Source organism: Pseudoxanthomonas fibrivorans (assembly GCF_041464125.1).
Taxonomy (GTDB): domain Bacteria; phylum Pseudomonadota; class Gammaproteobacteria; order Xanthomonadales; family Xanthomonadaceae; genus Pseudoxanthomonas.
In genome coordinates this window covers 436,003-450,993 of the sequence record NZ_JBGNUG010000002.1, presented here as the reverse complement: position 1 = coordinate 450,993, position 14,991 = coordinate 436,003, and the positions used below count along the sequence as shown (strand labels likewise).

The 14,991-nt window shown below is 71.8% G+C and carries 14 protein-coding genes and 1 pseudogene; 8 read left to right on the top strand and 7 right to left on the bottom strand.

Annotated features, from left to right (window positions below; translation table 11 throughout):
• Positions 1-106: 106 nt before the first annotated feature.
• Genes ACA089_RS15515 through ACA089_RS15505 form a run of 3 tightly spaced genes read left to right on the top strand, consistent with a single transcriptional unit; the run spans position 107 to position 2,483 of the window.
• Positions 107-757 carry an RNA polymerase sigma factor gene (locus ACA089_RS15515; RefSeq protein ID WP_372018578.1) on the top strand — a complete coding sequence of 217 codons (651 nt, stop codon included), beginning with the start codon at positions 107-109 and terminating at the stop codon, positions 755-757.
• Positions 750-1,442, top strand: coding sequence for a hypothetical protein (locus tag ACA089_RS15510; protein WP_372018576.1), 693 nt, complete (start codon positions 750-752; stop codon positions 1,440-1,442). The genes ACA089_RS15515 and ACA089_RS15510 overlap by 8 nt, the downstream gene beginning before the upstream one ends.
• Before the next feature lie 21 nt (positions 1,443-1,463).
• Positions 1,464-2,483 carry a PDZ domain-containing protein gene (locus ACA089_RS15505; RefSeq protein WP_372018573.1) on the top strand — a complete coding sequence of 340 codons (1,020 nt, stop codon included), beginning with the start codon at positions 1,464-1,466 and terminating at the stop codon, positions 2,481-2,483.
• A 98-nt stretch (positions 2,484-2,581) separates the two neighbouring features.
• On the opposite strand, the gene ACA089_RS15500 is transcribed toward ACA089_RS15505, so the two are convergent.
• From ACA089_RS15500 to ACA089_RS15485, 4 genes and pseudogenes are all read right to left on the bottom strand, one after another.
• On the bottom strand, positions 2,582-2,884 hold the full coding sequence (locus ACA089_RS15500) for a hypothetical protein (RefSeq protein WP_372018570.1): 303 nt from the start codon (positions 2,882-2,884) through the stop codon (positions 2,582-2,584).
• A 127-nt stretch (positions 2,885-3,011) separates the two neighbouring features.
• Positions 3,012-3,302 (bottom strand): annotated as a pseudogene (locus ACA089_RS15495) (DUF6607 family protein); the annotation flags it as partial.
• 15 nt (positions 3,303-3,317) lie between these two features.
• Positions 3,318-3,509 carry a hemin uptake protein HemP gene (hemP, locus tag ACA089_RS15490; protein WP_372018567.1) on the bottom strand — a complete coding sequence of 64 codons (192 nt, stop codon included), beginning with the start codon at positions 3,507-3,509 and terminating at the stop codon, positions 3,318-3,320.
• A gap of 73 nt (positions 3,510-3,582) precedes the next feature.
• Positions 3,583-4,557, bottom strand: coding sequence for an aldo/keto reductase (locus ACA089_RS15485; protein ID WP_372018565.1), 975 nt, complete (start codon positions 4,555-4,557; stop codon positions 3,583-3,585).
• 190 nt (positions 4,558-4,747) lie between these two features.
• Between ACA089_RS15485 and ACA089_RS15480 the strand changes: the two genes are divergently transcribed.
• The 4 genes from ACA089_RS15480 (at position 4,748) to ACA089_RS15465 (ending at position 8,614) form a co-directional block, all read left to right on the top strand.
• The gene (locus tag ACA089_RS15480) at positions 4,748-6,046 is read left to right on the top strand and encodes a NupC/NupG family nucleoside CNT transporter (RefSeq protein WP_372018561.1); all 1,299 of its coding nucleotides are present in this window, start codon (positions 4,748-4,750) and stop codon (positions 6,044-6,046) included.
• Positions 6,047-6,127: 81 nt separating this feature from the next.
• A complete protein-coding gene (locus ACA089_RS15475) occupies positions 6,128-7,093 on the top strand; it encodes a ribokinase (RefSeq protein WP_372018558.1) in 966 nt (321 codons plus the stop codon).
• Between the two features lie 8 nt (positions 7,094-7,101).
• On the top strand, positions 7,102-8,100 hold the full coding sequence (gene dusB, locus ACA089_RS15470) for a tRNA dihydrouridine synthase DusB (protein WP_372018555.1): 999 nt from the start codon (positions 7,102-7,104) through the stop codon (positions 8,098-8,100).
• Positions 8,101-8,272: 172 nt separating this feature from the next.
• Positions 8,273-8,614, top strand: coding sequence for a hypothetical protein (locus tag ACA089_RS15465; RefSeq protein ID WP_372018552.1), 342 nt, complete (start codon positions 8,273-8,275; stop codon positions 8,612-8,614).
• Positions 8,615-8,625: 11 nt separating this feature from the next.
• On the opposite strand, the gene ACA089_RS15460 is transcribed toward ACA089_RS15465, so the two are convergent.
• Positions 8,626-9,675: a metal-dependent hydrolase gene (locus ACA089_RS15460; RefSeq protein WP_372018549.1), complete on the bottom strand. Its 1,050-nt coding sequence runs from the start codon at positions 9,673-9,675 to the stop codon at positions 8,626-8,628.
• 65 nt (positions 9,676-9,740) lie between these two features.
• Positions 9,741-10,562 (bottom strand): UDP-2,3-diacylglucosamine diphosphatase, encoded by an 822-nt coding sequence (locus ACA089_RS15455; RefSeq protein WP_372018546.1) that lies wholly within the window; start codon positions 10,560-10,562, stop codon positions 9,741-9,743.
• Positions 10,563-10,937: 375 nt separating this feature from the next.
• Between ACA089_RS15455 and metK the strand changes: the two genes are divergently transcribed.
• Positions 10,938-12,158 carry a methionine adenosyltransferase gene (gene metK, locus ACA089_RS15450; protein WP_372018543.1) on the top strand — a complete coding sequence of 407 codons (1,221 nt, stop codon included), beginning with the start codon at positions 10,938-10,940 and terminating at the stop codon, positions 12,156-12,158.
• 92 nt (positions 12,159-12,250) lie between these two features.
• On the opposite strand, the gene ppc is transcribed toward metK, so the two are convergent.
• Positions 12,251-14,980, bottom strand: a complete 2,730-nt coding sequence (gene ppc, locus ACA089_RS15445; RefSeq protein ID WP_372018541.1) for a phosphoenolpyruvate carboxylase — start codon at positions 14,978-14,980, stop codon at positions 12,251-12,253.
• Between the last annotated feature and the right edge of the window lie 11 nt (positions 14,981-14,991).

Sequence of the window (14,991 nt, the reverse complement as noted above, 5' to 3'; positions counted from 1 at the left end):
CCAGTATAGGCGCGTCCGGCCGCGGAACCGCCCGGGCAGGCCGGTGGTCGCAGCTGGACGGCATGGGCTGCGACGCTTTCGCCGCCGCCGGCATCCAGATAGCGGTATGACGACCGACACCCCCCTGCTCGCCCCCGCCAGCTGCCTCGCGCTCGCACCGGCCGTGTCGGCGGCCGACCTGCGCGCCGGCGGGGAAGGTCCCCGCTCGGGTTTCGCGATCGAGGTGCCCGAGGCGTTGCTGGCGCGCGCGCGCGGTGGCGAGCGCGCCGCCTTCGAACAGCTCTACCGCTGGTTCGAGCGGCCGGTCTTCACCCTGGCGCTGCGGTTGTGCGGCGATCGCGACGAAGCGAGCGAAGCGCTGCAGGAAACGATGCTCAAGCTGCTGCGCCGGGTGGGCGAGTACCGCGGCAGCGGGCCGTTCTGGGGCTGGCTGCGGCAGATCGCGATCAACGAGGCGCTGCTGCGCCTGCGCCGCAGCCGCCGGATCGAGGACACCTTGCCGCTGGACGGCCACGAGTTCGAGGACGCCGGCGCGCCTCCGCCGGCCGCGGCCGACGCCGCGCTCCTGCTGCGCGCCCTGGTCGCGCTGCCCGCCGCCACCCGGAGCGTGCTGTGGCTTTACCACGCCGAGGGGTACACCCACGAGGAAATCGCGGAACTGATGCAACGCACGCCCAGCTTTTCCAAGTCGCAACTGTCGCGCGGCACGCGCCGCCTGCGCGCGCTGCTGCAGGTCGAGGAACCCGCCCATGTCTGACCACCCTCCCCGCGTCCCCGCGGACTGGCACGAGGCCTTCGCCATCCTGCCGCTGGAAGCGCCACCCGCCGACGGGTGGCGGCGGATCGCCTCCAGGCTCGATGCGGAACGGGCCCGACGCCCGGCCTGGCCGTGGGCACTCGCGGCCGCCATCGCCTGCCTGGCGATCGTCCCCGCCGTCACGCTGCTGCGTGGGCCGGTCGGCGCGGACGACGCGGCCGGGGGCGACATCACCGCGGGGATGCGCGTCGACCTGCCGGCCGGCACGCTCGCCGCCGGCCCACGAGCGGACGGTCCCATCGCACCGCCGGAATCCACCACGGCGACCGCTGCCGTGCGAGCAGCTCCGGCGGACGTGCACCCCACTCCGGCCGACGCCGCTGGCCATCACGACGCGAGCCTCGAACGGATGTATGCCGAGTCCGCACGCCTGGAGAGCCTGCTGGGCCGCGTGCAGGGGCCCCGCGCCACCAATGCCGGCATGGAGACCGCCACGCAGCAGGTGGCGGGCGCGATCGGCGCCATCGACGCGGCACTGGCCGACGCCACGCTCGACACGCGGGGTCGGCAGGCGCTGTGGCAGGAACGCAACGCCCTGCTGGAGCAGATGCTCACCCTCGAACTCCAGCACGACCTGCTGTCCAGGCAGGCCGCCACTCCCTTCGACTTCGCCCAGGTCAACTGAGCGCGCCACGAGGTACCTGCCATGTTCCGCACATATTCCTTCCTGACGCTGGCCCTGTGCCTCGCGGTTTCCGCGGCGAACGCGGGCGAACCGGGCACGCCGCCTCCGCGCGACGCGCCTGCCGGCACCCCGCAGCCGGGAATGCCGCCGCGGATCCACACCGAAGTCGTGCGCGTGGGGCCCAGGGACGCGCGTCCGGTCGTCGGCGTCCTGCTCGGCGAAAGCGCCGGCCATGGCGTGAGGATCGTCGGCGTCACCCCGCAGGGGGCGGCCGCCGGGGCGGGGGTGCGCAGCGGCGACCTGCTGCTCTCGGTCGACGGCGCCGCGATCTCGGGCAAGGACGGCGCCGGCCGGGTCGCCAGCGCACGCCACCTGCTGCGCGACCTCGATCCGCAACGCCAGGTCGTCCTCGGCCTGTCGCGCGGGGGCGCGCCGCTCTCCGTCACCGTGACGCCGCGCGTGGCAGCGACGGTGTCGGTGGTCGACAACCTGGCCATCCTCCCGGACGACATCCGCCAGATCGTCCTGCGCAGCACCCGCGACATCGACCCGAAGGTGGTCCTCCCCGATGACATCGGAAGGCGGGTCGAGGTGATCCGCCGGGGCGCCGGGCCATGCGAGGGCGACGCTTGCCGCCGGTCGCTGTGGAGCGAGGCGCTGCGCTGGAACAACCTCTCGCTGATCGCGCTCGAGCCGCGGCTGGGGCGCTATTTCGGCACCGACCGCGGGGTGCTGGTCCTGGCACAGGGCGCCCTCCCGGGGCTCGAAGCAGGCGACGTGATCCAGAAGATAGAGGGCACGCCCGTCGCCAGCCCGCGCGACGCGATGCAGGCGATGAACGCCAGGCAGCCCGGCCAGCAGGCCCGCTTCACCGTGCTGCGCGACCGGGTGGTGCGCGAGGTGGACGTCGCCGTTCCCGCGGCCATGCCGGCCAGGCTGGAGTTCGTGCCCGCGCCGCCGGTACCCCCCGCTGCACCGGTGCCGGCGCCGCGTCCGCCTTCGCCTCCGCCCGCCCCCGCCACGGCCGCCCTGCAACGCTGAGGGTGAGGGGCACGACGTCCCGCGAACCGCACACGCGCCGGATCCAACCGGCCTTTCCCCTCCCCCGCTGGATGCGGGGGACATTTTTTCTTCCGGGTTCAGCGGGCCGGCTCGACCCGCTCGGCGAACACCTCGTCGATCGTCGCATCCGCCACCTTCCTGCCGTCCTCTTCCTCGGCCGCCCGGGTGAACCGCAGAATCATCGCCATGCCGTCGTCCTTGGCCTCCCGGCGCAGGGCTCGGCGGCCGCGACCGGAACCGGTCCCGGCGCGCGCGCGCTCCTGCGTGTCCTTCCAGAAGACGTGCGCCGGCGCAAAGTCGACGCCGGTGCCCGGCTGGTAGTCGTTGAAGCCGAGCCCGCGGGCGATCTCCGCCTGGGTGCCATGCGGGTGGTGCAGCACTTGGTACTGAGCTGCTCATGGATCCAGCCGCCGGGCGTGTGCCGGATGACCACCGGCAACGCGTTGCAGTTGCTGCGCCGGGTGGACTCGCGACGCGGCAGCGGCCGCCAGACAGGTCGCCGGTCCAGGTCGCGGTGCCGTTCTCGCATGTCCAGCGACCAGTGCCGCAGCAGCGCGGCCCATCGCTGACCTCGTAGACGCACTGGGTCCGGGCGCCGCGGGTCAGTCCGGCCGAAAGCGGGCGCACGCGCCGGGCGGCGTCGGTGAATTCGGACCGAGGCGGCGCCTTGTAGCGCCAGTCCTTGCGCCAGTGCTGGTGGCGTGCCCGCGCTCGGGATCGACCAGGATGGGCTGGCGCACGACCTGGCCGGGCGTGTCCTCGACCACGACGACCACCTCGACGACGACGCCGCGCGATCGACGGCGCGGCGGGCTACTTGGTCAGGATCAGCTTGTCGTTGCTGGTATGGCGCAGGCGGTACAGCTTGTCGCCATGCCGGATCAGGATCTCGCGGCGACCGCGTAGCAACTGGTCGCTGGCCATCACCAGGTCTTCGGCGTGCGGCGCCGGGACGGGTGCGCGGGCGGGTTCGACATGCGGCAGGGTCAGGCGGTGCACGTTCATGGGCAGGGCTCCAGCGGTAAGGGACGTGGAACCCGTTTAATGATAATTATTCGCATTAACCTGTCAAGCGCCGTCAGCGTGCCGCGGCAACCTCCAGCCGCCGCCACACCGGTTCATCATGGCGCCTGGCGACGTCCAGCGCCGTCAGGTTCTCGAGCAGCTGCGGGACGCTGCTCGCGCCGAGGATCACGCTGCTGACGTGCGGGTTCCGCAGGCACCATGCGATGGCCAGCGGGGCGGGCGGTTCGCCGAGCTCCGCCGCGACCCCGACGAATCGCTGCGCGCGCTCCAGCCGCCGCTCCTCGCTGTGCCCGACGACCAGCCGCTGCAGCCACCCGGCGTCGGCCTGCGCCAGCCGGCCGCCAGCCGACAGTCCGGCCGCGTACTTGCCGGTCAGCATGCCGGACGCGAGCGGGGACCAGGTGGTCGTGCCCAGCCCCAGTTCGGAATAGAGCGGTGCGTACTCGAGTTCGACCCGCTCCCGGTGCAGCAGGTTGTATTGCGGCTGCTCGACCACGGGCAGCGCCATGTGCTCGCTCCTGGCGAACTTCGCCGCCTCGCGGATCAGCCCTTCGGGCCACTCGGAGGTGCCCCAGTACAGCACCTTGCCCTGGCGCACGAGCAGGTCCATGGCCGCGACCGTTTCCTCGACCGGCGTGTCCGGGTCCGGACGATGGCAGTAATAGAGGTCGAGGTGTTCGACCCGCAGCCGCTTCATCGCGGCGTGGCAGGCCTCCACGACGTGCTTGCGCGACAGGCCGCGCTGGGTCGGGCGGGGATCCTCGGCCGCGCCGAAGAACACCTTGCTGGACACGCAGTAGCCGTCGCGCGGCAGCCGCAGGTCGGCGATGACGTCGCCCATGACCCGCTCCGCCTCGCCGTTGGCGTAGGCCTCGGCGTTGTCGAAGAAGTTGATCCCGTGGTCCCAGGCGGCGGCCACCAGTTCGCGGGCCTGGCCGCGGCCCACCTGGCGGCCGAAGGTCATCCACGCGCCGAACGACAGCGCGGACAGCTGCAGGCCGGTGGCGCCGAGGCGTCGGTATTGCATGGCGGGACTCCGCGGATGGAACGCGCAGTCTAGTGGTTGCGGCGCCGCCGCCGGGCGCGTCGATCCGGGCAGGCCCGTGCCGGCCGCCGGGAACCTGTCACTGAAGGCGTTCAGCTGCGCGGGGCGTACGGACGGATTCGCCTCCGACCTGCTAGGCTTTCGCAATTATTTAACATCCGCAGGGGATTCCATGTTCGAAGCACTGGGTCGGATCGGCTTCGGCCTGTTCGGGTTGGCCGTGCTGATCGGCATCGTCTGGCTGTTCTCGAACAACCGCCGTGCCGTGGACTGGAAGCTGGTCGCCACCGGCGTGAGCCTGCAGATCGCCTTCGCCGCGCTGGTGCTGCTGGTACCGGGCGGCCGCGAGGTGTTCGACTGGCTGAGCCACGGCTTCGTCCGCATCCTCGGGTTCGTCGCCGAAGGCTCCAACTTCATCTTCGGCAGCCTGATGGACCTGGAGAAGAACGGCTTCATCTTCGCCTTCCAGGTGCTGCCGACGATCATCTTCTTTTCGGCGCTGATGGGCGTGCTCTACCACCTTGGCGTGATGCAGGCCGTGGTGCGGGCGATGGCGTGGGCGATCACCAAGGTGATGCGCGTGTCCGGCGCGGAGACCACCAGCGTCTGCGCCAGCGTGTTCATCGGCCAGACCGAGGCCCCCCTGACCGTGCGGCCGTACATCGGCAAGATGACCCAGTCCGAGCTGCTGACCATGATGATCGGCGGCATGGCGCACATCGCCGGCGGCGTGCTGGCCGCCTACGTGGGCATGCTCGGCGGCGGCGATCCGGAACAGCAGGCCTTTTTCGCCAAGCACCTGCTGGCCGCCAGCATCATGGCCGCGCCGGCGACGCTGGTGATCGCCAAGATCCTGGTGCCCGAGACCGGCGAACCGCTGACCCGCGGCACGGTGAAGATGGAGGTCGAGAAGACCACCGCCAACGTGATCGATGCGGCCGCGGCCGGCGCCGGCGACGGCCTGCGCCTGGCGCTGAACATCGGCGCGATGCTGCTGGCCTTCATCGCCCTGATCGCGCTGGTCGACGCGCCATTGAAGTGGTTCGGCGAGGTCACCGGGCTCGCGGCGGCGATCGGCCAGCCGACCAGCCTATCGACCATCCTGGGCTACCTGCTGGCACCCATCGCCTGGGTGATCGGCACGCCGTGGGCGGACGCGACCACGGTGGGCGCGCTGATAGGCCAGAAGATCGTGCTCAACGAGTTCATCGCCTACAGCCAGCTGTCGAACATCATCAATGGCCAGGTCGAGGGGGTCGCGCTGAGCCCGCAGGCGACCCTGGTCGCGACCTACGCCCTGTGCGGCTTCGCCAACTTCAGTTCGATCGCGATCCAGATCGGCGGCATCGGCGGACTGGCGCCCGAACGCCGCCAGGACCTGGCCCGCTTCGGCCTGCGCGCCGTGCTCGGCGGCTCGGTGGCCACCTTCATGACGGCCACCATCGCCGGCGTGCTGACCCACTTCGGCTGAGCCGGCGCCCGGCCCACCCGGCGGGCCCGTGCGGCCCGCCGTTTCCGTTTTTCCGTTGAACCGTTACGCCGCAGAGGTTGCATGAATTCCGTCATCGTCGTCGGCTCCTTCAACGTGGACCATGTCTGGCGCTGTGCCGAACTGCCGGCGCTCGGGGCCACCATTGCCGGCCAGTACAGCACCGGTCCCGGCGGCAAGGGATTCAACCAGGCCGTCGCCGCGGCGCGGGCGGGCGGGCAGACCGCGTTCGTCTGCGCCCTCGGCGACGATGCCGGCGGTGCGCTGGCGCGCCAGCTGGCCGGCGTCGACGGCATCGACCTGCGCGCGGAACCGAGCGACCAGCCGACCGGCACCGCGGGCATCTACGTGGACGCGCGCGGCCGCAACAGCATCGTCATCGGGGCGGGCGCCAACGGCACCCTGGGCGTGTCGCACGTCGGCGCCGACCCCGCGCTGCTGGCGGACGCCACCGTGCTGCTCGCCCAGCTGGAATCGCCGGTCGACACGATCGAGGCGGCGCTGGCACTGGCACGCGAGGCCGGGGTGGTCACCGTGCTGAACCCGGCGCCGGCCAATGCCCAAAGCAGCATCGGCCTCCTCCGACTGGCCGACCTGCTGACCCCGAACGAAACCGAGTTCGCCGCCCTGCTCGCCCGCCACGTCGGCGAACGCATCGAGGCCGAGCAGGTCGCGGCGCTCGATGGCGCCCGGCTCCACGCCCTGTGCCGGCTGCTGCTGCCGCACGGCACGGTGGTGGTCACGCTCGGGTCGGTGGGCGTGTTCGTCTCGCACGCCGAGGACCAGCTGCGCGGAGACGGGCAGCCGTACTACCGGATCGGCGCCGAAAGCGTGACCGCAAGCGATACGACCGGCGCCGGCGACGCGTTCAACGGCGCCCTGGTCGCGGCCCTGGCGCGGGCGCCGGACGCGCCGTTCGCGGCGCACGTGCGCTACGCCAACCGTTTCGCGGCCCTGTCCACCGAGCGTCCCGGGGCGGCGGCGTCGATGCCCGACCATGCCGCCGTGCTGGAGCGCTTCGGCGCCTGAGCGGCAGCGTGCGCATCGGCCACCATCCCGTGGAGCCGCGCGTGGTCCTGGCGCCGATGGCCGGGGTCACCGACAAGCCGTTCCGGCTGCTGTGCAAGCGGATGGGCGCCGGGCTGGCGGTGTCGGAAATGACGATCAGCGACCCGCGCTTCTGGAACACGCCCAAGTCGCTCAGGCGCATGGACCACGCCGGCGAGCCGGACCCGGTCAGCGTGCAGATCGCGGGCACCGAACCGAAGCTGCTGGCCGAGGCGGCGCGTTACAACGTCGACCACGGCGCGCAGATCGTCGACATCAACATGGGCTGCCCGGCCAAGAAGGTCTGCAACGCCTGGGCCGGTTCGGCGCTGATGCGCGACGAGGCGCTGGTGGCGCGGATCCTCGACGCGGTCGTCGCCGCGGTGGACGTGCCGGTGACGCTCAAGATCCGCACGGGGTGGGATGCGGCCAACCGCAATGCGCCGGCGATCGCCCGCCTCGCCGAAGCGGCCGGCATCCAGGCGTTGACGGTGCATGGCCGCACGCGCGACCAGCACTACACCGGCCACGCGGAGTACGACACGATCGCCCGGATCAAGGCGGACGTCTCGATGCCGGTGATCGCGAACGGGGACATCGATTCGCCGCAGCGCGCGGCACGGGTGTTGCGCGACACCGGCGCCGACGCGGTGATGATCGGGCGCGCCGCTCAGGGCCGGCCGTGGATCTTCCGCGAGGTCGGCCATTACCTCGCGACCGGCGAGGAGCTGCCGCCGCCGGAGATCGCCGAGGTGCGCGACATCCTGCTCGGGCACCTGCAGGCGCTGCACGAGTTCTACGGCGAAGAACAGGGCGTGCGCATCGCGCGCAAGCACCTGGGCTGGTACGCCAGGGACCGGCCCGAGAACGCGGCGTTCCGGGCCGTGGTCAACCGCGCCCAGACCGCACGCGAACAGGTCGCGCTGACGCGCGGATACTTCGATGCACTCGACGCCGGCGTGGCGCCGGCGTTGTACGACGCTGCTTAGTTGCGCTTGCGTACGGTTGCTTCATGTAACCGTCCAACGACTAAACGTGACCTGCGGCACCCTGCATATCGGCACTGTGAGTCGCGGCGCCCGGGGGTGACGCTGGCCAGGCCGGAATCCCGGCGCGCCAATCCCGGCACAGCGAGCCGGGTACCTGCATCAGGAGGCTGTCATGTTTGCACGCATCGCCGTTGTCGCGGCCGCGCTGGCTGCCGCTCCTTCCGCTTTCGCCGCCGATTCCACGGTCGCCGATCTTTCGCGCGACACCGGCGTCAGCGAACGCCACATCCGCATGGTCGTCGGGGCGCGCACCCCGTACCCCGAATACCGCGTCGTGTTCAACCGCGTGGAGCGCCAGCTCAAGTCCGCGCTCGGGCAGGACGGCTTCGAGCGGCTGCTTGATGGCGACATCGCCGCGGCCGCCGAGATCCGCCGCGCGAGGCTGGCGGAGGAAGCCGCCGTCGCGGCGAAAGCCGGGCCACCCGCCGCGGCGCCGCAACGCCAGGACGGCTGACGCCGCGCGGCCTAGTCGGCCACGGACGCCGCCTGGTCCTGCATGGCGGTGGCGGCCGGCGCATGCCAGATCCGCTGCCACATCGCGCCCAGGCGGCGGCGCGCCTCCCATGGTGGACGGATCTGCTCGGGCGGCATGGCGCGCCAGCCGCCCGCCTCGCGCCGGGCGACCTGGAACACGAACGAATAGTCCGGCTCGGCGCCCATGCGCAGGTCGGTCACTTCCAGGGTGCCGTCCCGCTCGCGTGCCTTCATGAAACCGTGGTTGAACCACGCCAGCCGCTGCACGGCTGGCAGGTGCCCGGCTTCGGCCAGCGCCTGGGTGTTGGACGGATAGCCACGGAATTCCATCCGTCCGCGGTCCGCCCACAGCGAACGCTCGCCCTCGACGAACCCCGAGGGCGTCATCGCGACCACGCGCCACAGCAGCGTGTTGAATGGCATCGGCACCGAGAAGCGCGGCGCGTCGCCGAGGTCCATCGCCGCCAGGCTGCGCTGCGCCTCGCGGTCGACCATGCCCTTGGCGACCAGCGACCAGCCCAGGTAGGCGCTGCTCAACGCCAGCCCGACGACCAGCGCGCGTTGCGCGAGGATCCGCCCGCGCGCGAACCACGCCACGACGCAGGCCACGAGAAGCCAGAGGGTGTAGCCCGGGTCGATGATGAACACGCTCGACCACATGGTCGGCGGCACCGGCAGCGGCCACCACAGCTGCGTGCCATAGACGGTGAAGGCGTCGAGCAGTGGATGGGTGACCAGGGCCAGCTGGATCGCCCAGAACCAGCGACGCGGCGCTTCGGCCACGCGGCCGCGGCCGAAGCGCAGGAACAGCCACCAGACCAGCCACCCGACCAGCGGGAGCACGAACAGGGAATGGCTGAAACTGCGATGCACGGTCATCAGGGTCACCGGATCGTCGCTGGCCAGCATGATCGGCAGCGAATCCAGGTCCGGCAGCGTGCCCAGGGCCGCACCCGCGAGCAGGGCGGCGCGGCGGTGGCGGGCGGGCGCGATGGCGGCGGCGACGGCGGCGCCGAGCAGAATCTGGGTCAGGGAATCCATGCGACGAATGCTAGCAGCCGGCCCGGTGCGTCCCCCTGCCCCGCCGGAGCGCGTGGGCGCCCGGTTCAGGCCACGTGCGGGACCGCCGGCGATGGCGGACGCATGCGCGCAGGCAGCATCGCCTTCGCCTCGCCGGCGTGTCCCAGCAGTCTCAATCCGCCGTCGGCATCCTCGACGAGCGCGGTGAGGCTTTCGACCCAGTCGCCGTCGTTGGCGTACACCAGCCCGTCGCGTTCGAACAGGCCGGCCCGGTGGATGTGGCCGCAGACGATGCCGTCGAGCCCGCGGCGCCGGGCATCGTCGAGCCCGGCCTGGACGAAGCGGTCGATGTAGCGCTCGGCGGCACCGCTGCGGCGCGTGATCCAGTCGGCCAGGGACCAGTAGCGCAGGCCCAGGTGCCGGCGCGCGGCGTTGGTCAGCCGGTTGCCGGTGAGGATGCGGTAGTACAGCCAGTCGCCGAAGCGCTCCTGCAGGCCGCCGAAGTGGGTCACCGCGTCGTAGTCGTCGCCGTGCACGACCAGCAGCCGGCGCCCGTCGGCCGTGGTGTGGATGGCCCGCCGGCGCACCTGCATCGCCGGCAGCACCAGCCCGCAGTAGCGCCGGACCGGACGGTCGTGGTTGCCGGGCACGTAGACCAGTTCGGTGCCTGCGCGCGCCAGCGCGTGCAGGGCGTCCACGACCCGGTGCTGGGCGGGGCCCCAGGCCGCGCGGCGCTGGGCCATCCACCAGAAATCGACGATGTCGCCGACGAGGTAGAGCTGGCCGCAGCGCAGTCCGCCGAGGAATGCGGCCAGCTCGGCCGCGTGGCAGTGGCGCGAGCCGAGGTGGACGTCGGAGATGAAGACCGCGCGATGCCTCGGGGGAAGCGTCGCGACGGCCGGGTTCACCGGTCCGTCCCCGCCGCGGGCTCGTGGAAGGCCGCGGCCGCGGGCACCGGCAGCGCCAATCGTCGCGCCCCGGGCGTCCGGCGCAGCCGGATCCGCTCCCGATCCACCGCACGCAGGCACCGGCCATGGGCATGCGCCGGTGGCGGCGGACTCTCGAAGGACGTACGGTCAAGCGGCATGGGGGGGCGGCTCCGCGTGGTGGGCGCAGCGTGCACGTCCCCGGCGACAGCCGTGTTGCAGCGCGGCTGCCGCCGCATGACGGGGCGCTCACCGTCTTAACGACGGGCCAACCCGGCCCCTGCCACCATGCACCCCGCCGCGCGGCCGTGTATCATGCGCGGCCATCTTTTCATCCGCATACAGGGATATAGCCGAATGTCCAGCTATCTCTTCACCTCCGAGTCGGTCTCCGAAGGCCATCCGGACAAGATCGCCGACCAGATCTCCGACGCCGTCCTCGACGCCATCCTGGCCCAGGACAAGCGCGCCCGCGTCGCCTGCGAGACCCTGGTCAAGACCGGCGCGGCGATCGTCGCCGGCGAGGTCACCACCAGCGCCTGGGTGGACATCGAGGGCCTGGCCCGCTCGGTGATCAACGAGATCGGCTACAACAATTCGGACGTCGGCTTCGACGGCCACACCTGCGCGATCATCAATATGCTCGGCAAGCAGTCCCCGGACATCGCCGCCGGCGTGGACCGCAAGAAGCCGGAGGAACAGGGCGCGGGCGACCAGGGCCTGATGTTCGGCTACGCCTGCAACGAGGCGCCGGAGTTCATGCCGGCCCCGATCTACTATTCGCACCGCCTGGTCGAGCAGCAGGCCAAGGTCCGCAAGAAGAAGAACTCGCCGCTGCCGTGGCTGCGCCCGGACGCCAAGTCGCAGGTCACCCTGCGCTACGACGACGCGCACAAGGTGGTGGGCCTGGACGCGGTCGTGCTCTCGACCCAGCACGACCCGGGCGTGAAGCAGAAGGACCTGGTCGAGGGCGTGTACGAGCACATCCTCAAGCCGGTGCTGCCGAAGAAGTGGCTGGAAACGCTGCCGAAGAAGAAGGTCCACATCAACCCGACCGGCATCTTCGTGATCGGCGGCCCGGTGGGCGACTGCGGCCTGACCGGCCGCAAGATCATCGTCGACAGCTACGGCGGCATGGCCCGCCACGGTGGCGGCGCGTTCTCGGGCAAGGATCCGTCCAAGGTCGACCGATCGGCCGCCTACGCGGCCCGCTACGTGGCCAAGAACATCGTCGCCGCCGGCCTGGCCGACAAGTGCGAGGTGCAGGTCTCCTACGCCATCGGCGTGGCCGAGCCGACCTCGATCTCGGTCACCACCTTCGGCACCGGCCGGATCCCGGACGCGCAGATCGAGAAGCTGATCCGCAAGCACTTCGACCTGCGGCCCTACGGCATCGTCAAGATGCTCGACCTCATCCACCCGGTCTACCAGCTGACCGCCGCCTACGGCCACTTCGGCCGCAAGCCGCAGCAGGTGACCTACACCGACGGCGCCGGCAAGAAGCAGGCCGCCACCGCCTTCTCGTGGGAGAAGACCGACCGCGCCGAGGCACTGCGCGCGGACGCGAAGCTGAAGTAAGCGCCGGCAACGGTGCGAAAGAGTGGAAAGGGCCGCGAAAGCGGCCCTTTTCCTTTGCCGGCCGGTGGGCCCGCTCGGCGGGACCCTGTGGATCAGCCGGTGTTCTGCACGCCCTGCGAGACGCCGTTGACGCTGGCCACCAGCGCGCGCAGCAGCGCCTCGTCCTCGCGCCCGCTGGCGCGCCAGCGCTTGAGCAGGTCGGCCTGGATCACGCTGATCGGGTCCACGTACGGGTTGCGCAGGCGGATCGACAGGGCCAGGCGCTGGTCGTGCTGCAGCAGGAACTCGTTGCCGTTGAGCCGCAGCACCCACTGGCGGGTGAGCGCGTGCTCGCCTTCGATGCGCGGGAAGAACGCGCCATGCAGTTCCTCGCCGGCCAGGTGCGAGAACATCCCGGCGATGCCCATGTCGCCCTTGGCCAGCACCATCGAGATGTCGTCGAGGAACGTCTTGAAGAACGGCCAGTCCCGGCCCATCTCGCGCAGCACCTCCTCGCCGTGCCGCTCGACCGCCGCCTGCAGGCCGCTGCCGACGCCATACCAGCCGGGGATCACCGCGCGCGCCTGGCTCCAGGCGAACACCCAGGGGATGGCGCGCAGGTTGCCCAGCGCCGCGTCCTGGCCGAGCCGCCGCGACGGCCGCGACCCCAGCGTCATCCGCTCGATCACGTCGATCGGCGTGGCGCCGCGGAAGTAGTCCATGAAGCCGGGGGCTCCGACGAAGGCGCGGTAGGCGCGGCTGCTGGCCTCGGCGACGGTGGCCATCACCTCGCGCCACGCCGCTTCGCGCGGCTCCGGATCGCGCGGCCGGATGCTGGAGGCGAGCACCGCGCCGGTGGCCTGTTCGAGCGAACGCAGCGCGAGCGCGCGGATGCCGAACTTGCGGTGGATCGCCTCGCCCTGTTCGGTGACGCGCAGCCGGCCATCGACGCTGCCGCGCGGCGACGCCTCCACCGCGCGCGTGGTCTTGCTGCCGCCACGGCTGAGCGAGCCGCCACGGCCATGGAAGAAGGTCAGGCGGATGCCGAGTTCCTCGGCCGCCTGCATCAGTTCGACCTGGGCGCGCTGCAGGCCCCAGCGCGAAGCGGCGATGCCCCCGTCCTTGCCGCTGTCCGAATAGCCCAGCATCACCATCTGCACGTTGCCGCGCGCGGCCAGGTGGGCACGGTAGACCGGGTCGGCGAGCAGGTCGCGCAGCGTGTCCGGGCCGTGGCGGAGGTCGTCCACGGTCTCGAACAGCGGGGCGATGTCCAGCGGCACGTGGCCGTTCGGGTTGGACCCGTCGGCATCCACCAGCCCGCCCCGTCGCGCGAGCGCGAGCACCGTCAGCACGTCGGCGCGGCTGCGCGCCATGGAAATGATATAGGCGCCCAGCGCGTCGGTGCCGTGCCGCCGGCGGGCATCGCCGAGCGCGTCGAACACCGCGTCCAGGCGCGGGTTGCCCGCGTCCTCGGTCCGCGCGAGGGTCTTCGCGCCGCTGGCGTAGGCCCCGAGCACGCCGGCCTGCTCGACCGGATCACGCGCCTCCCACTGGCCGTCGCCGAGCGCGGCCGCCACCGCCCGGGCATGCACGCTGGACTCCTGGCGCACGTCCAGGCGCGCGAGGTGGAAGCCGAACGTGCGCAGGCGCCACACCAGCCGGCGCACCGAGAACCAGCCGGCGTGCACGCCGCGATGGTGTTCCAGGCTCTGCCGGATCAGGTCGATGTCGGCCGCGAAATCGCCCGGGGCGGCATAGCCCTCGGGGCGGTCGTCCAGCGTCGCCTGCAGGCGCGCGCGCATCAGGTCGATGAGCAGCCGGTACGGCATGTCCGCGTGGCGCGGCCGCGCGGCCGCGGCGGCCTGCGGCAGCAGGGCCCGATAGGCCTCCACGCGCTCGAGCACCTGCGGATCCACCCCGACCACGCCGGTGGTCTGGGTCAGCACGCGGGTCAGCTGCTGCAGCTCGGCCAGGTACTTGCCCAGGATCGCGCGGCGCTGGGCATCGAGCGTGCTGCGGATGGTGTGCGCGTCGACGTTCGGGTTGCCGTCCATGTCGCCACCGACCCAGGTCCCGAAGCGCAGCAGCCTCGGCAGGTCGGTGGCGATGCCGAACGCCTCGCCAATGGCGTGCTCGAGCGTCTCGTAGAACGCCGGCATCACCCGGTACAGCACCTCGGTCAGGTAGAAGCCGACGTGCTCGCGTTCGTCCTCCACGCCCGGGCGCACCGGCGAGGAATCCGCGGTCTGCCAGGCCGAGGTCAGCGCCATCCGGAAGCGGGCGATGTCGGCCGCGCGCTCGCCGGGGGTGCGTCCGCCGTCGAGGTCGTCGACCAGCGCCGCCACCATGATCTGTTCCTTCTCCAGCAGCGCACGCCGCACCGCTTCGGTGGGGTGGGCGGTGAACACCGGCTCGATGTCGATCCGCTCGAGCCAGTCGCGCAGTTCCTCGGGCGAGACCTGCTTGTCCTTCAGGCGGAGCAGCGCGTCGTGCAGGCTGTCCGGCTGCGGGCGGCCGGTATCGGCGCGCTGGTAGTCGCGGCGGCGCCGGATCCGGTGCACGCGCTCGGCGATGTTGACCACCTGGAAGTAGGTGCTGAAGGCGCGCACCAGCGATTCGGCGTGGGCCGGCGGCAGGCCGTCCAGCAGCGCCGACAGCGACTCCATCGCGCCGCCGTTCTGCCGGCGCGCGATCGCGGTGGTGCGCACCCGTTCCACTTCGTCGAGGAAGGCGGGCGACACCTGCTCGGCGAGCATGTCGCCGACCAGGGCGCCCAGGCGGCGCACGTCGTCGCGCAGCGGCAGGTCGGGCGGGGCGAAATCGAGCTGGCGGGGAGCATTCATCGACGCGCGGC